This window comes from Kribbella sp. NPDC048928 (genome assembly GCF_043197975.1).
GTDB lineage: Bacteria > Actinomycetota > Actinomycetes > Propionibacteriales > Kribbellaceae > Kribbella.
In genome coordinates, this window is sequence record NZ_JBICUC010000011.1 from 231,647 (window position 1) to 252,197 (window position 20,551).

Consider the following 20,551-nt stretch of genomic DNA (forward strand, 5'->3'; position numbering starts at 1 on the left):
CGCAACCGCCTTCTACATCTTCTGACACCACAGCGCCGACTCCGCTCAGCGGAGGAGGGCGCGGCAGTCCCAGTCGTCGAAGGCTGCGGTGAGGCATTGGAGTTTCGGCCACCAGTAGTCGATCGGTGAGCCGTCGTACGCGTCCTGGATCGGCATCAGGATCCAGTACACGAGGCCTATCCGGTAGTCGTTCTCGAGGCGCTCGAGGCTGTAGCCGGTGACGCCGTATTCCGTGAGTCGGCGGTGGAACTGCTCGAGCAGACGCCGTTCGCGACCCTGGGTGTTGCGTTGGTCCGAGGTCCAGAACGTCGCCATCAGGTTCACCAGATCGCCGGCGCCGATGTCGATGCACGCGCTCTGCCACCTGTCCGCAGAGGTCGACGACGTGCGCCGGCAACCAGGCGTCGTTGTCCGCGAGCACCTTCTGCCACGATGCCCCGCGACGAGCCGCGTAGTGCTCGAACCCTTCGACGTCCTCAGACCAGTAACCCCAACCAAGTTGCTCCTGGAGCGGATGCTCCCACCAGTACGCCTTCAGCCGCGCCAACGTGTCGACCACGGAGACCTGATCAGCCTCCGACGCCAGCACGTGCCCGATACCTTCGGCGCGCGTGAGCGGCGGACGATGCGTCGCGGACAGATCCTCCAGCAGTACGAACGGGTCGTCCGCGGGCCCGATCGCGAAGCACCTCGGGACGATCTCAGGATGTCCCGTCGCCGCGGCAACCGTACGGTAGAAGCGGCCCTCCTCCGCGGCCGCCGCCACACTCCAGGCAGAGTCAGCCGGCCGCTTGAGCACGTACGCCGCAGCCTCTACCGCCCCGCGGAACTCGACCCGAACCCGCACTGTCGCGGAGTTGAACGCGCCGGTATCCAGGACGTCGACCCTGGCGACCTCCCGCCCGCCCAACACTCCGGCCCGGCGAAGGACCTCGGCCACACCGTCTGCTCCCACACCGTCAGCTTCCTCGCAGCAGGCGTCCGGCAGCAATCGAATTGGCGGCACGTCGAACGGCTGAACGCGCCTGCGAGGGCGGTTTGTTGCGTTGTTGAGTCTCGCTGAGAGATCTGCGCGCTCAGGTGTGCTTCTCGGCCAGGAGTTTCAGGCGTTGAAGGGCCTCGTTGTTTCGCAGGTGCAGCAAGGGGTCGGCGATGGCCGACGGCAGCAGGCTTACCGGGCCGCTGACGGCGGTCTCGGTCATCACGAGGCTGCAGCCGTCCGCAGTGGGCGTCGCCCGGAACTCCACCTCGCCGTGGCCCACCGGCCAGACCCGGATGCGCAGCCGCAGGCGTTTCAACGGCTCGTACTCCAGGGACGACGTGGTGTCGTCGATCAGGATCGGCCAGGCGCCGACCGAGTGGTGGATCCGGCCGCCGGGCTCCGGCCAGGGCGGGTCGACGTCCCGGATCCGGGACGCGCCCACGACCCACGCGGCGTACGACCAGCCGTCGGTGAGGATCGCGAACACCTCCTCGACGCTCGCTGCGATCAGGCACTCGTTCTCACTCATGCGTCACCTCATCCGGGAGCAGGAACCGGGTTGGGCGTCCGGGATCAGGTGAAGATGCTGACGCCGCCCGGGCCGACCAGCAGGCCGATGACGATCAGCGCGATGCCCCACAGCTTCGCGCCGCGGAACAGCGAAACGATTCCGGAGATCACCAGAATCACGGCGATGATCCAGAGAATGAATTCCATGGTCTCCCTCTCACTGGGCAGATGTAACCGGACGGATTGGCGGACCCCGAATTTGTGACCCGACCCCAGCAGGTCACGTCCACGTTCCGGCATTTCCAGTGCCCGGCCGGCTCTCCGGTAAACCCGGTGGAGGCAATCTCCCGCACAGCCGCATGATTCGGGGTACCGACGGGTCAGGCAAATCCATGCGAAAGGACACAAAATGGCTGCGGATGTCGTCGACCTGATCATGCAGGACCACCGTGAGGTTGAGCGCCTGTTCCACGAGTTGCAGGACAAGCCGGAGAAGCGGCCGAACCTGTTGCCCGTACTGACCACTCTGCTCACTGCTCACAGCCGGGCCGAGGAGGCGGAGGTGTATCCGGTCGCCGCTCAGGAGGCCGGCGAGAAGGACGAGGTCTCGCACAGCCAGCAGGAGCACATCGAGGCCGACCAACTCCTGGCCAAGCTCGCCGAGACCGACCCGACCTCGCCCGCGTTCGAGAAGGCGCTGCAGAACCTTGTCGACGCCGTGACTCATCACGTCGAGGAGGAGGAGACCAAGGTGCTTCCAGGGATGCGGTCGAACCTGTCCGACGAACGGCGCGCTCAACTCGGCGATGCGTTCGCCGCGAGTCGTAAGCAGCACCTGGGGGAGCAGCCCGGCGACATGACCCGTGACCAGCTCGCTCAGCAGGCCGACAACGCGGACATCTCCGGTACCTCGGGCCTGAGCAAGGACGAACTCAAGAAGAAGGTCGAGAGCGAAGGCGAACTCTGACCTGGTAAAGCCGCGGGGCGGCGGTTGGTCAGGTGGTCTGCGGGCACCGGTGGGTATTGCAGTTCGAGAGAGGAGATTCTGATGGGCGTGGGAGACAAGATGAAGAACGCTGCCGAGGCGGCCAAGGCCAAGGTCAAGGAGAAGACCGGCGAGGCGACCGATGATCGCGATCTGCAGGCCGAGGGGCAGGCGGAGAAGACGAAGGCCGACCTCAAGCAGGCCGGTGAGAAGGCGAAGGACGCGTTCAAGGACTGATCAATGCCCACTGGATCCCCGTCTCCGCTGCGGAGACGGGGATCTGCTGTGCTCGGTCAGCCGTCTCGGACTTGCCGCACCGGATCGACGAGCGGTTGAAGGGCAGGGCGCCGGGAGGACGAATCCGGAGTCTGACTCCCGACGCCCTGCGTCAAGGGAGCGTGCGGCCGTTGGGTGCACGCTCATGTCGGTACTTCGGAGCAGCGAGGGGAGTGGATGGGGCGATCCGGCGACGCGAGGTTCAGTCCTCGCGGCGGGGCAGCTGCTCGTCCGGGTCTTCGTCCGTGCTCAGCGGACCGGGGGCCACAGAGTCTTGAGGGTCTGCGGGAAGTCGGCCACCGCGTCGCTGCCCAACAGGGCCAGCTGGAGGATGAAACCGGTGATGTTTGCGATCATCACGTTGGCCAAGGCCTCCGCCGAGGGCTCGGCCGGTAGTCCTCCTGCCTCCTGATGTCGTGCGACGGCCTCGGCGATCTCGGCTCGCAGGGTGGCGAGCATCTCCCCGAAGGCGATGCCGATCTTGGGGTTCCTGAGTGCCTCGGCCCAGGCCTGTACCCCGATCCCTGCCAGCCCGGATTCGCTGTCCTTGGCCTGGAGGAGTTCCACCGCGGCCGCGAGTGCGGCTCCGATCGATTCGTCCGTACGTTCCTGGGTGACCGCTCTGATCGTGGCCCCGACCTGCCTGATGTTGTCCTCGGCGATGGCCAGCACAACCTCGTCCTTGCCGGCGAAGTACCGGTACACCGCCCCTGACGACAGCCCGGCCTCGGCGAAGAGGTCGTGCATCGAGGTGGCGTGGAAGCCGTTGCGCAGGAAGGCGCGGCGGGCGGCGTTCAGGATGTGTTCGCGACGAGCGTCACGGTATCTCTCGGAGGTCTTGGGCACAGAAAGAGTATAGTGCGAAAACGAACGTTCGTTGCTGTTTGGCGTGCCCGGTGAGGCGGTACGCCCGGAAACTCGATCTGAGAGGCGCACAGAAGTGCCGAAGAATCCGCTCGTCAAGCACCCACCATGGCGGCAGTTGCTCATCTTGTCGGTGATGGTTCCGCTGGTCGTCAGTCTTGCGGTCCTGGCCTTCACCTGGCCCGCATCTCGGACCGAGGCGCGAAACCTGCCGGTCGGGATCGTCGGCACCGGCCTGGCGACACAGCAGACTGTGCAGAAGCTCACCAGCGCCGCGCCAGGTGCCTTCGAGTTGCACCTGTACTCCGACGACGCGGAGGTCCGATCGGCCATCGCTCATCGAGAGGTGTATGGCGCTTTCGAGATCTCGTCGAGGCGTTTCACGGTACTGACCGCCAGCGCGGCCGGTCCCGCTGTCGCCCAACTGCTGTCTTCGACCGCCCAGCGTGTGACCGGCCAAGCCGATCCCGCACACTTGGCCGCTGCGAACCCGGTCGTCCACGACGTCGTGGCGACGTCGGGCGACGACCCGCGGGGCGCGATCTTCACAGCCGCGGTCACGCCGTTGGTCCTTGGCGGGGTGATCGTCGCCGTGATGGTGGCCGTCCTGGTCGGCTTCCGGCCGGCCTGGAGAGAGATCGTCGCTCTTGCCCTGGTCTCCGGTATCACCGGCGTCGGCGTGCACCTGGTCGCTCAGGACTACGTCGGCGCCCTGCCTGGCGATCGGATCCAGACCTGGGCGTCGTTGTCGTTGATGTTGTTCGCCATCAGTACCACCGTCGCCGGTTTGTCAGCTCTGCTCGGGACCGCCGGGACCGCCGTCGGTGCCATTGCGATGGTCTTCGTCGGCAACCCGTTCTCGGCGGTCAGTTCGGCGCCGGAGCTGTTGCCCGACGCGATCGCCGAGATCGGCCAACTGATGCCGCCGGGTGCCGGTGCGAACCTGCTGCGCAGCGCGGCGTACTTCGACGGGCATGGGGGCGCGCAGCATCTCGTCGTCCTCGCTGCCTGGTGCGTACTGGGCAGTGCGGCGATGCTGGAGGGTCACCGCCGATCAGCACGCACAGCAAACGCGCGCCACAGTACGGACGTTCTCGCGGACAGCCCGCTTCCCGAGACGCCGTTGCGCGCCCGCGATGCGGTTACCTGGTGATGAGGGAGCGGAGGAGGAAGGTTACGTTGGCGGGGCGTTCGGCCAGGCGGCGCATGAAGTAGCCGTACCAGTCGTCGCCGTAGGGGACGTAGATGCGCATCCGCGAGCCTTGTGCGCGCAGTTGTTCCTGGGTGCTGGGCCGGATGCCGTAGAGCATCTGGAACTCGAAGTCGTCCGGGCCCTTGGCGTGCTTCTCAGCCAGTCGTTGGGCGATGGCGATCATCCGCGGGTCGTGGGTTGCGACCATGGGGTAGCCGAGTCCGGCCATCAGGATGCTCAGGCAGCGTACGTACGCGAGGTCGACGTCGCTCTTCGCCGGGTGCGCGACCGACTTCGGCTCGGCGTACGCGCCCTTGACCAGCCGGATGCGTGAGCCGGTGGTGGCGAGATCGCGGCAGTCTGCTTCGGTGCGATAGAGCATTGCCTGCAATGCGACGCCGACCGAGGGCTGGTCCTTACGCAGTTCGGCGAGGATGCCAAGGGTGGAGTCGACGGTGGTGTGGTCCTCCATGTCGAGCGTGATGGTCATGCCGGCGTCGGCGGCGGCCGCGCAGATCGCGTGGGCGTTCGCGGCGGCCAGTGTTTCGCCGTCGCCGGGCAGGGCCTGTCCCATCGCGGAGAGCTTGAGTGATGCTTCGGAGGCGTTCGCGAGTCCCTGGTCCGCGAGTCGGCTGATCAGGGTGAGGTACGCGTCGCGGGTCGCCTCGGCCTGGGCCCGGTCGAGGGTGTCCTCGCCGAGGTGGTCGAGGGTCACGGCGAAGCCACCGGACCTGAGCCGGCGGGTGGTGTTGACGGCCGCGCTCACCTCGTCCCCGGCGATGAAGCGCCGGACGACCCGGCGGGTGACGGGGGAGTGCGTGACGGCCGCCCGGACGCGGCGGTTGCGGGAGGCGGCGAGCAGCGCGGTACCGAGCACGGACGGCTCCTTCGTGAGGGATGTGAGTGCACGGTAAGGAGTCGAGCGACTCTCCGGCCTCATCCGGATGGCAGAGCCTCGGATGATTTCGGTCATACAGATGTCTAGTCTGAGCGGTATGGATCTCGATGAACTGATCGGTGCGGTCTCGGACGTGTTCGGCACCCCGGCCGTGCTCGAGGACCGGGACTTCAACCTGGTCGCGTTCAACACGCAGCCCGACGAGATCGACGCGGTGCGGGCCGGGTCGATCCTGCGGCGCCGGTCGACGGCCGAGGTCCGGAGCTGGTTCGAGCAGTTCGGCATCGTGACTGCGCCCGGTCCGGTCCGGACGCCGGCCGAGGTGGCCTTGGGGATCCTGCCGCGGCTGTGCTTGCCGGTGCGGTGGAACGGCGTGACGTACGGCTACTTCTGGCTGCTCGACCCGGATGGCTTGCTGGGTACGCCGCAGCAGCTGGACGCGGCTGCGGTCATCGCCAGGGACGCCGGCGCTCTGCTCGCGCAGCGTGCCCGGGGGAGCCGCGACGCCGCGCTCCTGCTCACCGACCTCCTGGCACCTGACGACGCGGCGTCGGCGCGAGCTGTCGACGAGCTCGACAGCCGCAGGCTCGTGCAGCGGACGGCGTACGTCGTGGCAGTGCACGCCGAACAACCGCCGGGGCACGAGCGTGAGATCGTCCCGCTCAGCCTGTGGTCGTTGCCGCGCCACGTCCTTGCCACCTCCGGGGAGGGGTTCACGACGCTGCTGGTCGACCTCGCAAGCAGTCAGGCCTCCCGGATCGCCCAGGCGATCGAGCGGCTCCGGCAGCTGTACGCACAACGGCTCGGCGACCAGGCAGCGGCGCGACTGCTCATCGGGGTCGGCGATCCGCAGCGCGGTGTCGCCCACGCGCGAACCAGCCACGAGCAGGCGCGTCGAACCACGCAGGTGCTGGCCGCAGTACCGCGGCTAGGTGTGGAGGCGCACTGGTCGGAGCTCGGCGTGCACCGGCTGATCGCGTGCGGTCCACGTACTGCCTTGACGGACGCCGTCCTCGATCCGCGGGCCCAGCGTCTGCTCGACGAAGGCGGCGATCTCGTGCGGACGGCCCAGGTCTTCCTGGATCGGGCCGGGAACGTCCAGGAACTGTCGGCCGAGCTCGCGATCCACCGCCAGACCGCGTACTACCGGCTCCGCCGCATCGAGACCATCACCGGCTTCGACCTGCACAACGGCGAGCACCGACTGATCCTCCACCTGGCCCTGACCATGGCTCCCCTCGTCGCCCCTTGACCTCAGCTTGTGCGCAAAGATGGGGGTGTGCAGCTGAACCTTCATCGTTTGTGGATCTTTCTGCAGGTTGTCGAGCACGGTGGGTTCTCGGCGGCCGCGCAGAAGCTCTACATGAGCCAGCCGTCGGTCTCGAACCAGGTGCGGCAGCTCGAGTCGTCGCTGAAGACGACGCTCGTCGATCGGTCGGGCAGCCGGATCCGGGCGACGGCCGAGGGGGAGGTGCTGGTCGAGTACGCGAAGCGCATCTTCCGGCTCGCCGACGACGCGACGAATGCGATCGCTGCCGTCCAGGGCGTCCAGTCCGGCCGGCTGGTGGTGGGTGGCACGACCACGGTGGGGACCTATCTGCTGCCGCCGACGCTGGCGCGTTTCCGGCAGCGGTTCCCGGACGTGGTGTGCGACCTGTACGTCGGGAACGCGACCCAGATGGAGCGGTGGGTGCTCGACGGCGAGGTGGGGCTGGGGGTGTTCGTCGGTACGCCGGCCGCGTCGCAACTCGTGACGGTCGACGTCCTGACCGATGACAGTGTGCTGATCGTTGCCCCCGGCCACGAGCTGGCCAGGACGAACGTCGCGCCGGAGCGGCTGCGAGGAGAACGGTTCCTGCTTCGCGAGCGCGGGTCGTCGACCCGTGAGCTGCAGGAGAAGGTGCTGTCCGACTGGCGGCTGGACGAGGTCAGCACGGCGGAGATGGGGATGCCGGAGACGTTGAAGCAGGCGGTTCGTGCCGACCTCGGCGTGGCGGTCGTGTCGAAGCACACGGTGGCCGAGGAACTCCGCGACGGCCGCCTTGCCGAGGTCCTGGTCGAGCCCGCACCGCAGGGCCGGCCAGTTGTCGTCGCGCACCGCCGGGACCGTCTGCTCTCCCCGGCCGAGCAGGCCTTCGTCACCGTGATCCGGACTCTGGCTACCTGGCCCGACGAGGGCACTAGTACCTGATACAGGCCGACCGCAGATCGGTGTAGAAGTTCCACACGTCCGGAGAGCATTCCGGCGCGCCGAGCTGTGAGGCCTTGGCGCCCATGTGCGGCAGGTGTGAATAGGCGCCGACGCCGGGACGATTCACGTGCAGCATCCCGGCCTGGAAGTCCTGCAGGGCCTGGAACATCAGCGACGGGTTCTGGGTGAAGATCGTTCCGGACATGCCGTACTTCACCGAGTTGCTGATCCGCATGGCGTCGGCGTACCCATCACAGACGATCACCGACAGGACCGGACCGAAGACCTCCTCCTGCGCCAGGTCCGAGTCCCAGGCCACGTTGTCGAGCAACGTCGGCCTGATGAAGTAGCCAGGGCTTTCGAGCTGTGCCGCTTCGCCGCCGGCAACGACTTCGGCGCCGTCGGCAACTGCCCGCTCGATGGCGGTCAGGCAGGCCTGGTGGCGTTCGTCGTTGACGACCGGGCCGATGTCGGCGTCCGGCTCGTCGCCGGGCCCGATCTTCATTGCGCGGACGCGGGGTGCGAGGCGGGAGATCAGACCGGCATGGACCGAGCGGTCGACGATGACGCGGCTGGTGGCGGAGCATCGTTGTCCCGACTGCCCGTACGCGCCGTGGATGATGGCGTCGCAGGCCGCGTCGAGGTCGGTGTCGTCGAGCACGATCAGGGCGTTCTTGCCGCCCAGCTCCAGTTGGGCCCTCATCAGCCGACCGGCTCCGGCGCGGTTGATGGCCTGACCAACAGGCAGCGAGCCGGTGAACGAGATGCCGGCGACCCGGTCGTCGTCGACGAGTGCCTCGCCGGCGTCCCGGTCGCCCTGTACGAGGTTCAGCACCCCGCGCGGGACACCGGCGTCGTGGAACGCCTGAACGAGCAGGGCGCTGGTCAAAGGCGTCAGCGGAGAGGGTTTGAGAACGGCTGTGCATCCCGAAAGCAGTGCGGGCGCAACCTTCCAGATCGGGATGGTGAGCGGGAAGTTCCACGGGGTGATCAGGCCGACGACCCCGATCGGGCGGCGAAACGTCATCACCACGGTACGCGGTTCCTCGGCGGCCGTGGTCTGGCCGTTCATCCGGCGGGCCTCGCCGATGTGGAAGTCCAGGATCGCCAGGCCGCGGGTCACCTCGCCGCGGGCCTCCGTGAGCCGCTTTCCCTGCTCGCGGGTGATCGCCTCGGCGAACTCCTCGAGGCGCTCCTCGACAAGCCGTGCCGCCCGGGACAGGAACTTGGCCCGCTCGATCGGGCCGATCGCATCCCAGTCGGCCTGGGCGGCCGCCGCGGCGTCGATCGCCGGGGTGACGTCGGCGGCGACGGACTCGGTGAACTCGCCGATCACGTCGTCGGTGTTCGCGGGGTTGAGATTCGGCCGGGTCCGGCCGCCGGTACCGGGCGTCCAGGTCCCGCCGACGTAATTGAGCAGGTGTTCCGGCCGGACCTTGAAGTCGAGGCTCACGAGACAGGCTCCTTGCGGGGAGTGGTGGTCAGGGGAAGGAGATGGCGATCCGTGGAGCGTCGGCTGCGTTGGCCAGGGCAACGGCCTCGACCACCTGATCCAGTGGGTACGGCGCCGGGATGAGGTCGGCGAACAGCTGTTGGGCCCTGGTGCGCTGAAGGAAGTCGACCGCCTCGGCGAGGTCGTCCAGCCGGTAGTTGTGGCTGCCGACCACCGTCGTGAGGTTCTTGACGAAGGCACTCGGTTCGAAGCTGATCTCGGGCGCGGGGGAGACCGAGCCGACCAGCGCGATCCGTCCGGCCAGGTCCGCGACCTCGAATGCTGACTGGACGGCACGGCTGTTGCCGGACAGTTCGAAGACGACGTCGGCGCCGTGCTGTTTCGTGGCCTCGGCCAGGCCGGCCGGCTCGACAACGACCGTTGCGCCGAATCGTTCGGCCAGGGCTCGACGTGCCGGATCGACGTCGCACGCGATGACCGTGGTGCAGCCGCGGTCGCGCGCGTACGCAACAGCGCTGAGCCCGAGCATGCCGCAGCCGATCACCACGACAGCGTCGTCGCTGTCCAGGTCGACGCGGCGGGCGGCGCAGACCACGGTCGCGGTGGCGCAGTTCGCCGGCACGGCGACCGCGGCCGGCAGCCCGGGCGCGAGCTTGACCACACCCGTTCCGGCCAGGAGATGTACGTGGGTGCCGAATCCACCGTTGAGCTTCCAGTGTCCGTCGATCGCCTCGTGGCCGTATTTGCGTACGGTGAGGCACTTCTGGGGCGTACCACGCCGGCAGCGTCGGCAGGCTCCGCACGACGTACCAATGGTCCAGGTGACGCGGTCTCCCGCAACGAGCAGTTCGCCGTCGGAGCCGGTCACGTCGCCCGCGGTGCTGACGACATGACCGATGGCCTCGTGCCCGAGCACGGTCGGCAGGGGAGTCGGACGGTCGCCGTTGATGGTGTGCAGGTCGCTACCGCAGATCGTCGCGAGCTCGGTCCTGACCAGAAGCTCGCCCGGTCGCAGCTCGGGAAGGGGGAGGGCCTCGACCGAGAAGCCCTTGTCGACGCCGGACCAGACCGCGGCCGTGGCGGGTGCCGGCGGCCTGCTGCTCGTGTCGTTCGCTGTCGTGGTCATCGGACTGTCCTGTCGAGTCGGTGGATCAGCGGCGGATGGTCGAAGCGACGAGTGCGCTGGCCGTGCAGGAGACCGCGACGATCGGGAAGATCAGGCCGGCGTCGCCGCCGTTGCTCTCCATGATGTGCCCGATGATCGGTTCCGCCGCGCCGGCGAAGAGGTAGGCGAAGAAGTTCACGACACCGGTCGCCGTACCGGCCATCAGCTTGCCGGCCAGGTCCGGACAGAGCGCCCAGAACGACGACTGTGGACCGTAGACGAAGAACCCGCACAGGAACAACAAGACGATGCCGAGGCCGATGCCGGGTTGCAGCACCCACATGAGCAGCGAGCTCGCCGCGCCGAGCAGCGTGAAGACCATGATCGGGCGGTCGCGCCGTGAGCCGAAGAGCCGGTCCGAGACCTGACCGTTGGCCAGGGCCCCGACCGCCATGCCGACGGGGAGCGCGACGGTGATCCAGATCGCGTTGTCGGTGTCCTTCCACTTGTCGCCGAGGAAATAGACCGGTACCCAGACCAGCAGGCCGTACCGGGCGGCGTTCTGGAAGCCGATCGAGACGCCGGTCAGCCAGATCCTGGGGATGCCGAGAACCGTTCGGTAACGCTGCATCGACGTGGATCCGGTCGCCGCCTGGTACGCAACCTCCTCCTTGTCGTGGGTGAACGACCGCGGCGGCGTGATGCCCGCATCGCGCGGAGTGTCCCGGGCGAGCACGAAGAACACCACACCGCCGAGCAGCATCAGCAGCACCGGAAGGCGGAAGAGCCATTGCCAGCCGTCCTTCCCGAACGCATTGACGGTCAGGGTCGAGGTCACGTAGACGAGAACCGACGAGCAGCCCGCGGCGAGGGTGTAGAAGCCGAAGCTCTTGCCGCGTTCGCGGTGACTCCACCAGTTGGAGATCACCCGGCCGCCGGCCGCCCAGCCCATCGCCTGGACGAAACCGTTGGCGCCGAGGGCGAGCGCCATCCCGAGGAAGGAGTGCATGAAGCTGGCCAGGATGCAGAACGTCGTCGACAGGATCGCGCCGAGGGCCATCAGCCGACGACCGCCGAACTTGTCGGCCAGGTTGCCGTTCACCATCTGACCGATCGCGTACGACCACAACGCGATACCGCTGATCGTGCCGGTGGTGGTCTTGGTCCAGCCGAACTCCGCCTGAATTCCGGGGATCGCGAAGCCGAACGCCTGACGTCCGGTGTAGAAGAACAGGTAGCAGAACATGGCGGCGAGCAGCATCCGCCAGGCAAGGCGCCGGAACGGCGCATCACCGACGGGCTCGTCCTGGGCGGGTCCGGTGCTGGAGTCGAGGCTGCTGGACATCGTCGCGGGCCTTTCTCGAGAGGGCGGCGGGGCCGGGCCCACGCCGGCGGTTCAACTCGGCGACGTGGTCGCGAGGGTTTGGCCGGTCACGAGCGTCGTGGCGGCCCAGAACGCGTCGTAGTTGTGGATGTACGCGGGCCGGCCCCAGGGCTCGTCGAGCTGCTCGGGCTGCGGCAAGGCCCGGTTGACGAGGAAGGGGATCTGTAGTTCGCCGAGGGCTCCGTGGGACCGGAGTGGAGCGTCGGCGAGGCCGGTGAGATCGTGCCAGGCGGCGTACCGGCCTACGGCGGTTCCGGCTTCGCCGAGTACGACGATGTCGCCGATCCGGTCCGGTGGCAGGGAGAACGTCGACGCGGCTTCTGCACGGCCGTACGCCGCCTGTACGCCGTCGAGTGCTCGCAGGGCCTCGATCGTCGTGTCGAGGTTCGCGCCGTCCGGCAGGTAGACGCTGGCGAAGGAGCCCAGCGCCCCGTGGTGGACGGTGTACGGGTCGGTGATCGGAAGGATGACCCGCAGACCGTCGCTGCCGGGTTCGGCCGCGGTGCTGCCCAGGATCGCGCGGACCTCGTCCTCGACGAACAGGACGTTCGCTGTGCCGTCGGGACCGGTCTTGGCACTCATGCCGTGATCGGCGGTGAGAACCACGACCGCACCGAGCGCGTCGAGCTGGGCGGCGTAGTGGTCGATCTGGGCGTACAGGTCGTTGGCCGCCTCGGTGCCGGGCGCGTGTTTGTGCTGGATGTAGTCGCTCAGCGACAGGTACATCAGGTCGGCGCCGCGGGTCCTGAGAATCTCGACACCCGCGGCCAGTGCGAAGACGGACAGGTCGGCGGAGTAGACACTCGGCCGTGGCTTGCCGACAAGGGCGAGGACCTCGTCGATCCCGTTCTCCTCGATGGTTGCCTCGTCGGCCTTCTCGGCGGACAGGCAGATGCCGCGGCGGCTGGGAGCGACGAACTCACCGGAGCCGTCCAGTGCCGGGCCGTCCTCGACCAGTCCGGCGCCGAGGAGGCGGCGCAGCTTGTCCTTGGCGGTCACCACGACGACATCGAGCCCGGCCTCGTTGGCGGCGGCGAACAGAGTAGGGGCGCGGAGGAACAACTTGTCGTTCATGAGCACCTCGTCGCCGGTGTCGGTGTCGAGGATGTAGTTGCCGCTGATGCCGTGGACGGCCGGTGGCCGGCCGGTCGCGATCGACACGTTGTTCGGGTTGGTGAGGGCGGGCATGGCGCAGTGCGCCTCCCACGACGTGCCGCGGCCGCTCTCGAGCACCCCGGCGAGCCAGGGCATCCGGCCCGCCTTGATCGCCTCGAGGTGATACTCGGGTTCGCTGCCGTCGATGCAGATCACGACAACCGGCACGCCGGGAGTCGTGTACGTCCGGCTGTTGACGCTGAAGGTGGTGGTCAAGGAGTGCTCCCCGTGCTGGATTCATCGGTTGCGACGAAGCGTCCACCGAGGACCCGCGCGCCGGAACCCCGCGATGAGCTATCGAGGCCATAGCCAGATCCGGCCTTCCGGGCAGGCCGTTTCGGTGGCAGGGTTTGTGAACCGCCCGCCGGCCGAAGGAGTCTGCCGATGCCATCACGTCTCACCGCCTTGGACGATCTGCCGGACGGGACAAGCCGCGCCAAGGTGCTGTTCGTCGACATGGACGGCATGCGGTGGGACAAGATGCAGCAGGCCGGCACACCCAACCTGTCCGCCGTCGGTGCGACCGGGCAGTTCGGGCCGGCGTACATCCAGGACAACGCGATCGCCGGCACCAACTCCGGGCCGGGGCACAGCAACCTGTTCACCGGCGTGTGGCCGGACAAGCACAACGTGCTCGACAACTCGTTCGAGGGCTATCGCAAGAGTCAGTACCCGGACTTCATCACCCGCGCGGAGGGTCTCCGTCCCGAGTTGTCGACGTTCACGACCCTCGACTGGACTCCGCTGAACACGTACTTGATCGACCGCCCGGACGTGAAACTGCAGCAGAACGGCGACGACGAGCAGCTCACCGACCGGCAGAGTACCGATGCTGCGCTCGCGGTGCTGAAGAATCACAATCCGGATCTGATGATGGTGTATCTGCACGACGTCGACGCGACCGGCCACAGTCTGGGGTCGGACAGCGCGGACTACATCGACGCCATCCGCCGGGTGGACGCCAAGTTCGGCGAGCTCGTGGCAGCAGTGAAAGCGCGCGCTACCTACCATGACGAACGCTGGCTCATCGTCGCGGCCACCGACCACGGGCAGACCGGCTTCGGCCACGGCGGTGACGAGCACACCTCACGGCAGGGGTGGATCCTCGTCACCGGACCAGGGATCCCGAAGTCGTCGGCCTTGCAGCGAGAGTGGCGGCAGGTGGACATCATGCCCACGGTCTACAAACATCTCGGTCTGCCGATCGACCCGGACTGGGGTCTTGACGGTGTAGCCATCGGCACCGAGAGCACTGACCCGTTCGACACCGTCCAGGCGACCTCGGGGGTGGTGGACGAGCCTGCCAAGCCGTCGGGCGTCGGGGGCTGGACCACCGATCTGCCGCACGAGTGGTCCCGCATCGACAAGACCCCTGCGGGCAGCGGTGTGACCGAGTACCGCGGATGGCGGCTGATGAGCGGTGAGTTCTGGGCGACCTCCGCAGAGGGACCAGGGCGCGGTTCCTTCGTACGGGGGCGGGACGTGATCGCGGTGGCGGACCCGGACGAATGGAACGACAAGGGCGACCCCGCCTCGGCCGGTGCCGTGTTCGACAGCACGCTCACTACGCCATGGCTCTCGGTGGACGGCAGGTCCGGTGTCCAAGTCGACTACCTGAGTCACTACAAGCAGGTCGCGGCCGGTCAGCCACAGAAGGCCGAGGTCATCGCCGAGTTCGACAACGGCGTCAGGCGAGTGCTGTGGTGCGCCGACGCCGCGAACGGAGCAGCCTTTGACGTCAGCAAGGCGATGCAGCTGGTCACCGAGGTCCCGGACGGAGCCAGGAAGGTCCGCGTCAGCTGGCATCTGATCGGTGGCAACAACGGCTATTGGGCCATCGACGGGACCAGGCTCAGCACTCCCTGACCGTCCGCAGTGGTAGTGCCTGCTGTACCTCCCGGACGGTAGTGAGCGGGATGTCCGCGGCGGGCTGATGTTCGTAGCGTTTCGGGTGATTGGTCGGAGCGCGAGGAACGGAAGTCATGCAGATGCCGGTATCTATGCAAGTGAGTCCGGACGCAGCGCGAGCTGGGTCCTCGGCGGGTGTTGCGGTTCGGGTGGAACAGCTCACCCGTACCTACGACGTCGGTGGGCAGCAGGTGACCGCCCTGGCCGGCGTCGACGCCGCGTTCACGCGTGGGACGTTCACCGCCGTGATGGGTCCCTCTGGGTCGGGGAAGAGCACGCTGCTGCAGACCGCGGCCGGTCTCGATCGGCCGACCGCCGGTCGCGTGTGGATCGGTCAGACCGAGCTGTCGGGTCTGTCGGAGACGCAGCTCACTCGGTTGCGTCGGTCGAAGGTCGGGTTCGTGTTCCAGCTGTTCAACCTTGTCGACGCGTTGAACGTCGAGGAGAACATCACGCTGCCGCTGCGGTTGTCCGGCGTACGGCCGGATCGTCGCCGGCTGATGGAGCTCGTCGACCGGGTCGGAATCGGGCAGCGTCTGGGGCATCGCCCCGCGCAGTTGTCCGGTGGGCAGCAGCAGCGGGTCGCGATCGCCCGTGCGCTGGCGATGCGCCCGGAGGTCGTCTTCGCCGATGAGCCGACCGGGGCATTGGACGGTACGTCCGCAGCCGAGGTCCTCGCGCTGCTGAGATCGGTCGTGGACGATCAGGGGCAGACGATCATCATGGTGACTCACGATCCGGTCGCCGCGTCGTACGCCGATCGGGTGCTGGTCCTTGCCGACGGCCACATTGTGTCCGAGCTGCCGCGATCGGGGGCCGCCCGGATCGCCGCAGAGCTGGCCTCCCTGGGCCGGTCCGGAAGCCTGTCGGGAAGCCGCTCGGGGGCGGGAGCGTGACCGGCCTAGCTCTTCGTCTGCTTCGGCACCGGCCGGGAAGCGTCGTCGCTACCCTGATCGCGCTCGCGGTCGGTGTCATGATCCTCACGAGTACGGGCTCGCTCGTGGAGTCCGGCCTGCGCTACCGCCCTGAGTCGCGCCGGTACGCCGGCGCGGACATCATCGTCGCGCAACGCGACATCACCTTTACCTACAAGGAATTGGGCGACACGTCGCGAGCCACGGTACGTCTGCCCGAGGGTGGCACCGTTCCGCTCACGCTGGTCGACCGCATTCGGCAGGTGCCGGGCGTCGACCACGTTGTCGCCGACCAGTCGATTCCCGCAGCGGTGGTGGTCGCCGGTGGATCGCGGCCGGTGGTCGGGCACAGTTGGACTGCGGCCGCGCTCGCGCCGTACCAGATCGTTGCCGGTAGCAACCCGCGAGGCCGCGACCAGGTCGTGGTATCAACTGGTGAAGGGTTCAAGCCCGGGCATCAGATTGTTCTCGTGGTCGCCGGCGTGACACATCGGTACACAGTCAGCGGCGTCGCCGAGACGACGAGCGACCAAGACGATCCGGTGTTGTTCTTCACCGAGCAGGAAGCGGCGGTCCTGGCGCCTCACCCCGGCCGCGCCGACGTTCTCGCGGTCAGCGAGGCTCCGGACGCGGATCGTGCGGCCGTCCTGCGGGCGGTCGAGAAGCTGGCGACGGTCGAGTCGGCCAAGGCGTACACCGGTACCGGGCGCGGACTCGTCGAGCGTTCCGATCTCGCGGCCGCTCGAAGTCTGCTGCTCGAGGTTGGTGCGGCGTTCGGTGGGTACGTCGTTCTGCTGATCATCTTTGTGGTGGCCGGCACCGTGGGACTGTCGATCCGGAACCGGCGGCGCGTTCTCGCGCTACTGCGGGCCACTGGCGCGACTCCGCGGCAGCTGCGCCGGATGCTGATGGTGGAGGCCGCCGCTCTCGCAGCTGTCGGTTCGCTGGTCGGTGTGCCGGCTGGGCTGTTGGCGAGTCGATGGGTCGGCGGCCAGCTGGTTGCGCGGGGCTTCTTGCCCGTCGACTATCCGTTGGCGATCGGAACACTGGCCGCAGCAGGTGCCGTACTGATCATCGTCCTGCTGGCGACTGTTGCGGCCTTGTTGGCCGCGCGGCGGATCTCGGCGATCCGTCCGGTCGAGGCGCTGTCCGAGACGGCCGTCGAGAGATCGCAGCCCGGCAAGGTTCGCCTCGGCTTCGGCCTGGCCACGTTGGTCGGCGCGGCTTCTTCCAGTGCGGTCTCCGTCGGCGCGGGTGGGCAGGCTGCACTCGCCGGTGCGTCCAGCATGCTGTACCTGTTCGTGATTGCGGTTGCATTGCTGGCTCCGTGGATCAACACCGCCGCGGCGCGGGCGCTCGCTCCGATGCTCCGCCTGGCGTGGGGGAACAGCGGCTTCCTTGCGGCGCGGAACCTGGCGGCCAACGCGCGTGGGATGGCGACCGTTCTCACCGCATTGGTGCTGGCGGTCGGTCTTGGCGGCTCGGTGTGGTTCCTCCAGGACAACCTGGAGCATGAGACCGTCCAGCAAGTCGGCTCAGGAACGTCGGCGCAGTACGCGTTGATCGCTCCGGCCGGCATCTCCGGCGACGCGATCAAGGAACTGCGTACGACACCCGGCGTCGAAGGGGTCACGGGAATGCGCCGTACGTCGGTCGTCGTGAAGTCCTTCGACGGCGCCGAGGCGGTGCCTGCGCTGGCGATCGATCCAGCCGAAGCCGGCGCCACGATCGACCTGGACGTCAAGAGCGGGGACTTGCAGGCACTGGGCCGCGACTCGGTCGCTGTTTCGGCGACGCGTGCCGCCTCGCAGGGCTGGAAGATCGGGAAGACAGTCGCGCTGTGGCTGGGTGACGGGACGCCCAAGCAGTTCCGGGTCGTCGCGATCTACGGACGGGGGCTCGGCTTCGGTGATGTGGTTGTGTCGACGGAGACCGCAGGCTTGCCGGCCGGGGAGGTTCTCGTTCGGGCTGCGCCGGGTAGCGAGGCTGCTCTGAGCGCGACAGCGGCCAGGATCCCTGGTACGACTTTGGTGCCGGTCAGCGAACTGGGCAGCAGCGTCGCCGAGGATCTCGCGATCAGCGCCTGGCTCAACAAGCTGCTGATCGGGGTGATGATCGGGTACGCCGCGTTGTCCGCGGGCAACACGATGATCATGGCTGCCTTGGCTCGCCGCCGGGAGGTGGCCGTCCTGCGACTGACGGGTGTGACCGGTCGGCAGGTGCGGCGCATGGTCAACGCCGAACAGGCCGGCCTGCTCAGCGTCTCGCTCGTGCTCGGTGGATCCATCGCGCTGGTCGCGTTGACAGCTGTCATGCGGGCGGTGACGGGCACCGTCGCGCTCCACATCCCAGTGGCCGGGTGGCTCGCAGTCATCGGGGGAGCAGGACTGCTGGCCATGACGATGACCGTCGTCCCCATCGCCTGGCTGGTGCGAAAGTCGCCGCCCGCCCAGGCCGCCAACAGAGGATGATCGACCTCGGGGCCTGGCCCAGCCGGATCGTCGAGGTTGGCGTCAGGCGGGGTGGCCGTTGGCGTGGGGCGACAAGAGGTCTGCGATGGCTCGGTTGCAGGGCGTGGGAATGTCGAGGCCCTTGCCTCGCGCAACTACGTCGCCGCTGAGCCACTCGACCTCGAGACGGTTGCCCCGGTCGAGGTCGTGGTGCATGGACGAGGTCATCTCGGCCGGGACCGTGTCGACGAACGCGAGCCGGTCGGCGGCGAAGTCGGCCGGCAACGGTATGTCCTGAGCGCGCGCGACCTGGACGACCTCGTCCATCACGTCGTAGAGGAAGCTTCGGGCCCGCGGATCGCTGCGGATCGGGCCGATCGGTGACCGTACGGTCGTGGTCGTCCCGGACAGACCGACCAGGAAGACGAACTTCTCCCAGATCGTCAGTGCGATCTGTGGGCTGATCTCGGCGTCGATCCCGCTCTGTACGCAGGCGTCGTGGAACTGCTGGACCCGCGCCGAAGTGCTGCCGTCGTACTCACCGAAGACCAGCTTCTGAAGTGCGCCCGAATGCCTGATGACGCCTGGCTCGGCGATCGTCGCGGCGATGTACGAGACACCGCCGAGGACGTGCTCCGGGCCGAGCACAGTACGGAGGATGTCGTCCTTCACCACACCGTTCTGGAACGAGACGACCGCGGTCCGCTCGGCGATCAACGGCGCGATCAGTTTGGCGGCCGCCTCGGTGTCCCAGAGCTTGACGCCGAACAGCACCAGGTCGACCGGCTCCAGCTGCGAGGGGTCGTCGGTCGCCTCGACGGTCGGCAGGTGCGCGTCACCGAGCGGGCTCTCGATGCGCAGCCCGTTCGACCGCAGCGCCTCGAGTTGCCGTCCTCTGGCGATGAACGCGACGTCATGGCCGGCCAACGCCAGCCGACCGCCGAAGTACCCACCGATCCCGCCGGTCCCCATCACCGCGATGCGCATCCGGATCTCCTTTTTTGAACGCCCATACAAGTTGCTATCCTCCGTTTTATCACGTCTCTGTAGAGAGCGTCGACTCGTTGCTGAACGTGTGTTCTAGAATGCTGCCATGGGACGGACTCGCGGCTTCGACGTCGACGAAGCATTGTCACTGGCGATGGACGTGTTCTGGCGGCAGGGCTACGAGGCGACCTCGATGCAGATGCTGTGCCAGGCGATGGACCTGCAGCCGGGCAGTGTGTACGCCGCCTTCGGCAGCAAGTGGGACCTGTTCGTCGCCGCGGTGCGGACCTACATGGAATCGGTCTCCGCCGAGTCGGTCGAGCGGATCAACACCGCGGCCAGCGGCGTGCAGGGCTTGCGGGACTACTTCGGCGCCTTGGTCGATGCGATGGTGGACGGCCGTCGCCGTTGGGGCTGTCTGGTCACGAACTCGCTGGTCGAGCTGACAGAGCGGCACCCCGAGTTGGCGGGCGTGTTCGACCAGCACCTGAGCAACCTGCGGACCAGTTTCGCGGGCGCGCTGACCCGGGCGCGGGCCGCGGGCGAGCTCCGTCCGGGCGCCGGTCCCGAGTCGGCGGCCTTCCTGGTCGCGGTCGTCCAGGGCATGAACGTGATGGCCAAGACACATCCCGGTCGCGACGTACTTCAGGCAGTGGCCGACCAGGCTGTCGCCGGCCTCGTCCGCACACGATGAGCCGGCCCGGACGCCGAGGGTCGTCCGCAGTGGCAACGTGACCATGTCCGGCAGCGCCGATGTGGTGGGAACAGGCTCAGGATGTCAGCTGCTCGGCGAACTCGGGACAGCACCTTCCGCCAGCTTGAGCCGGGTCCAGATGTTCATGTTGATGACGATCCCGATGATTTCGAGAATCTCCTCTGGTGAGAAGTGCTCCGCGAGTGCGTCGTGCCGGGCACCGAAACTGTCGGCGACGGTCGCATCCGCGACGCGGGTGAGCGCCTCGGTGTATGCGAGGGCAGCACGGGTCCCGACGTCATGGAACTCGGTCTCCCACCAGGCGGTCAAGGTATCGATCACCGGTCCGGGGACGCCGACATCGCGGGCTGCCTCGTAGTGAAGGTTGAGGCAGTAGACGCAGTTGTTGATCTGAGCCACCCGCAGGCGCAGGAGTTGGGCGAGTCGGTGGTCGATGCGTACGTCGGCCCGATAGCCGAAGGCGTCCGCGCCGTGGCGCGCGAGCTTGGCGAGGTTCTCGTTGGCCGAGCTGTCGGCGCGCCGGTTGGTGAAGGTGACATCGGTCATCTCGTTGCTCCTGTCGGGATCGGCAATCAGTCTCCG

The 20,551-nt window shown here is 67.8% G+C and carries 20 protein-coding genes; 9 read left to right on the plus strand and 11 right to left on the minus strand.

What is annotated here, in order from left to right; translation table 11 throughout:
- Positions 1-45: 45 nt before the first annotated feature.
- From ACGFI6_RS37830 to ACGFI6_RS37840, 3 genes are all read right to left on the minus strand, one after another.
- Entirely contained in the window at positions 46-315 is a 270-nt protein-coding gene (locus ACGFI6_RS37830; RefSeq protein WP_393127423.1) for a hypothetical protein, read from the minus strand.
- 761 nt (positions 316-1,076) lie between these two features.
- The gene (locus ACGFI6_RS37835; protein WP_393127425.1) at positions 1,077-1,511 is read right to left on the minus strand and encodes an SRPBCC family protein; all 435 of its coding nucleotides are present in this window, start codon (positions 1,509-1,511) and stop codon (positions 1,077-1,079) included.
- A 44-nt stretch (positions 1,512-1,555) separates the two neighbouring features.
- The gene (locus ACGFI6_RS37840) at positions 1,556-1,699 is read right to left on the minus strand and encodes a GPGG-motif small membrane protein (RefSeq protein WP_393127427.1); all 144 of its coding nucleotides are present in this window, start codon (positions 1,697-1,699) and stop codon (positions 1,556-1,558) included.
- A gap of 202 nt (positions 1,700-1,901) precedes the next feature.
- Between ACGFI6_RS37840 and ACGFI6_RS37845 the strand changes: the two genes are divergently transcribed.
- Together ACGFI6_RS37845 and ACGFI6_RS37850 are read left to right on the plus strand one after the other, a co-directional pair.
- Complete coding sequence (locus tag ACGFI6_RS37845) at positions 1,902-2,459, plus strand: hemerythrin domain-containing protein (protein ID WP_393127429.1); 558 nt, start codon at positions 1,902-1,904, stop codon at positions 2,457-2,459.
- 81 nt (positions 2,460-2,540) lie between these two features.
- Complete coding sequence (locus ACGFI6_RS37850; RefSeq protein WP_393127431.1) at positions 2,541-2,714, plus strand: CsbD family protein; 174 nt, start codon at positions 2,541-2,543, stop codon at positions 2,712-2,714.
- Positions 2,715-3,002: 288 nt separating this feature from the next.
- Here the strand turns inward: ACGFI6_RS37850 and ACGFI6_RS37855 are convergent, their stop codons facing one another.
- Complete coding sequence (locus tag ACGFI6_RS37855; RefSeq protein ID WP_393127433.1) at positions 3,003-3,716, minus strand: TetR/AcrR family transcriptional regulator; 714 nt, start codon at positions 3,714-3,716, stop codon at positions 3,003-3,005.
- Between ACGFI6_RS37855 and ACGFI6_RS37860 the strand changes: the two genes are divergently transcribed.
- On the plus strand, positions 3,694-4,770 hold the full coding sequence (locus ACGFI6_RS37860; RefSeq protein WP_393127435.1) for an ABC transporter permease: 1,077 nt from the start codon (positions 3,694-3,696) through the stop codon (positions 4,768-4,770). The two genes, ACGFI6_RS37855 and ACGFI6_RS37860, sit on opposite strands and share 23 nt — an antisense overlap.
- Here the strand turns inward: ACGFI6_RS37860 and ACGFI6_RS37865 are convergent.
- On the minus strand, positions 4,760-5,686 hold the full coding sequence (locus ACGFI6_RS37865) for a proline dehydrogenase family protein (RefSeq protein WP_393127437.1): 927 nt from the start codon (positions 5,684-5,686) through the stop codon (positions 4,760-4,762). The genes ACGFI6_RS37860 and ACGFI6_RS37865 overlap by 11 nt on opposite strands.
- A 118-nt stretch (positions 5,687-5,804) precedes the next feature.
- Here ACGFI6_RS37865 and ACGFI6_RS37870 point away from each other — a divergent pair, with 118 nt between their 5' ends.
- Together ACGFI6_RS37870 and ACGFI6_RS37875 are read left to right on the plus strand one after the other, a co-directional pair.
- The gene (locus ACGFI6_RS37870) at positions 5,805-6,959 is read left to right on the plus strand and encodes a PucR family transcriptional regulator (protein ID WP_393127439.1); all 1,155 of its coding nucleotides are present in this window, start codon (positions 5,805-5,807) and stop codon (positions 6,957-6,959) included.
- 27 nt (positions 6,960-6,986) lie between these two features.
- On the plus strand, positions 6,987-7,898 hold the full coding sequence (locus tag ACGFI6_RS37875; protein ID WP_393127441.1) for a LysR family transcriptional regulator: 912 nt from the start codon (positions 6,987-6,989) through the stop codon (positions 7,896-7,898).
- Here the strand turns inward: ACGFI6_RS37875 and ACGFI6_RS37880 are convergent.
- The 4 genes from ACGFI6_RS37880 to phnA are packed head-to-tail and all read right to left on the minus strand — an operon-like array spanning position 7,888 to position 13,211.
- Positions 7,888-9,351: an aldehyde dehydrogenase family protein gene (locus tag ACGFI6_RS37880; protein WP_393127443.1), complete on the minus strand. Its 1,464-nt coding sequence runs from the start codon at positions 9,349-9,351 to the stop codon at positions 7,888-7,890. The genes ACGFI6_RS37875 and ACGFI6_RS37880 overlap by 11 nt on opposite strands.
- A gap of 28 nt (positions 9,352-9,379) precedes the next feature.
- Positions 9,380-10,477, minus strand: a complete 1,098-nt coding sequence (locus ACGFI6_RS37885) for a zinc-binding dehydrogenase (RefSeq protein ID WP_393127445.1) — start codon at positions 10,475-10,477, stop codon at positions 9,380-9,382.
- Positions 10,478-10,502: 25 nt separating this feature from the next.
- The gene (locus tag ACGFI6_RS37890) at positions 10,503-11,801 is read right to left on the minus strand and encodes an MFS transporter (RefSeq protein ID WP_393127447.1); all 1,299 of its coding nucleotides are present in this window, start codon (positions 11,799-11,801) and stop codon (positions 10,503-10,505) included.
- 51 nt (positions 11,802-11,852) lie between these two features.
- The gene (gene phnA / locus ACGFI6_RS37895; RefSeq protein WP_393127449.1) at positions 11,853-13,211 is read right to left on the minus strand and encodes a phosphonoacetate hydrolase; all 1,359 of its coding nucleotides are present in this window, start codon (positions 13,209-13,211) and stop codon (positions 11,853-11,855) included.
- A 168-nt stretch (positions 13,212-13,379) separates the two neighbouring features.
- Here phnA and ACGFI6_RS37900 point away from each other — a divergent pair, with 168 nt between their 5' ends.
- From ACGFI6_RS37900 to ACGFI6_RS37910, 3 genes are all read left to right on the plus strand, one after another.
- Positions 13,380-14,861, plus strand: a complete 1,482-nt coding sequence (locus ACGFI6_RS37900) for an alkaline phosphatase family protein (RefSeq protein WP_393127451.1) — start codon at positions 13,380-13,382, stop codon at positions 14,859-14,861.
- Between the two features lie 191 nt (positions 14,862-15,052).
- Positions 15,053-15,799 carry an ABC transporter ATP-binding protein gene (locus ACGFI6_RS37905; protein ID WP_393127453.1) on the plus strand — a complete coding sequence of 249 codons (747 nt, stop codon included), beginning with the start codon at positions 15,053-15,055 and terminating at the stop codon, positions 15,797-15,799.
- Complete coding sequence (locus ACGFI6_RS37910) at positions 15,796-18,288, plus strand: FtsX-like permease family protein (protein ID WP_393127455.1); 2,493 nt, start codon at positions 15,796-15,798, stop codon at positions 18,286-18,288. The genes ACGFI6_RS37905 and ACGFI6_RS37910 overlap by 4 nt, the downstream gene beginning before the upstream one ends.
- A 42-nt stretch (positions 18,289-18,330) precedes the next feature.
- Here the strand turns inward: ACGFI6_RS37910 and ACGFI6_RS37915 are convergent, their stop codons facing one another.
- On the minus strand, positions 18,331-19,254 hold the full coding sequence (locus tag ACGFI6_RS37915) for a ketopantoate reductase family protein (protein WP_393127457.1): 924 nt from the start codon (positions 19,252-19,254) through the stop codon (positions 18,331-18,333).
- Between the two features lie 106 nt (positions 19,255-19,360).
- Here ACGFI6_RS37915 and ACGFI6_RS37920 point away from each other — a divergent pair, with 106 nt between their 5' ends.
- On the plus strand, positions 19,361-19,948 hold the full coding sequence (locus ACGFI6_RS37920) for a TetR/AcrR family transcriptional regulator (RefSeq protein WP_393127459.1): 588 nt from the start codon (positions 19,361-19,363) through the stop codon (positions 19,946-19,948).
- 84 nt (positions 19,949-20,032) lie between these two features.
- On the opposite strand, the gene ACGFI6_RS37925 is transcribed toward ACGFI6_RS37920, so the two are convergent.
- Positions 20,033-20,515: a carboxymuconolactone decarboxylase family protein gene (locus tag ACGFI6_RS37925; protein ID WP_393127461.1), complete on the minus strand. Its 483-nt coding sequence runs from the start codon at positions 20,513-20,515 to the stop codon at positions 20,033-20,035.
- Positions 20,516-20,551: the final 36 nt, after the last annotated feature.

Excerpts from the sequence above, each read along its gene's own strand:
- ACGFI6_RS37830 (WP_393127423.1), bottom strand. The coding sequence starts at position 315 with ATGGCGACGTTCTGGACCTCGGACCAACGCAACACCCAGGGTCGCGAA.
- ACGFI6_RS37835 (WP_393127425.1), bottom strand. The coding sequence starts at position 1,511 with ATGAGTGAGAACGAGTGCCTGATCGCAGCGAGCGTCGAGGAGGTGTTC.
- ACGFI6_RS37840 (WP_393127427.1), bottom strand. The coding sequence starts at position 1,699 with ATGGAATTCATTCTCTGGATCATCGCCGTGATTCTGGTGATCTCCGGA.
- ACGFI6_RS37845 (WP_393127429.1), top strand. The coding sequence starts at position 1,902 with ATGGCTGCGGATGTCGTCGACCTGATCATGCAGGACCACCGTGAGGTT.
- ACGFI6_RS37850 (WP_393127431.1), top strand. The coding sequence starts at position 2,541 with ATGGGCGTGGGAGACAAGATGAAGAACGCTGCCGAGGCGGCCAAGGCC.
- ACGFI6_RS37870 (WP_393127439.1), top strand. The coding sequence starts at position 5,805 with ATGGATCTCGATGAACTGATCGGTGCGGTCTCGGACGTGTTCGGCACC.
- ACGFI6_RS37885 (WP_393127445.1), bottom strand. The coding sequence starts at position 10,477 with ATGACCACGACAGCGAACGACACGAGCAGCAGGCCGCCGGCACCCGCC.
- ACGFI6_RS37890 (WP_393127447.1), bottom strand. The coding sequence starts at position 11,801 with ATGTCCAGCAGCCTCGACTCCAGCACCGGACCCGCCCAGGACGAGCCC.
- ACGFI6_RS37900 (WP_393127451.1), top strand. The coding sequence starts at position 13,380 with ATGCCATCACGTCTCACCGCCTTGGACGATCTGCCGGACGGGACAAGC.
- ACGFI6_RS37915 (WP_393127457.1), bottom strand. The coding sequence starts at position 19,254 with ATGCGCATCGCGGTGATGGGGACCGGCGGGATCGGTGGGTACTTCGGC.
- ACGFI6_RS37920 (WP_393127459.1), top strand. The coding sequence starts at position 19,361 with ATGGGACGGACTCGCGGCTTCGACGTCGACGAAGCATTGTCACTGGCG.
- ACGFI6_RS37925 (WP_393127461.1), bottom strand. The coding sequence starts at position 20,515 with ATGACCGATGTCACCTTCACCAACCGGCGCGCCGACAGCTCGGCCAAC.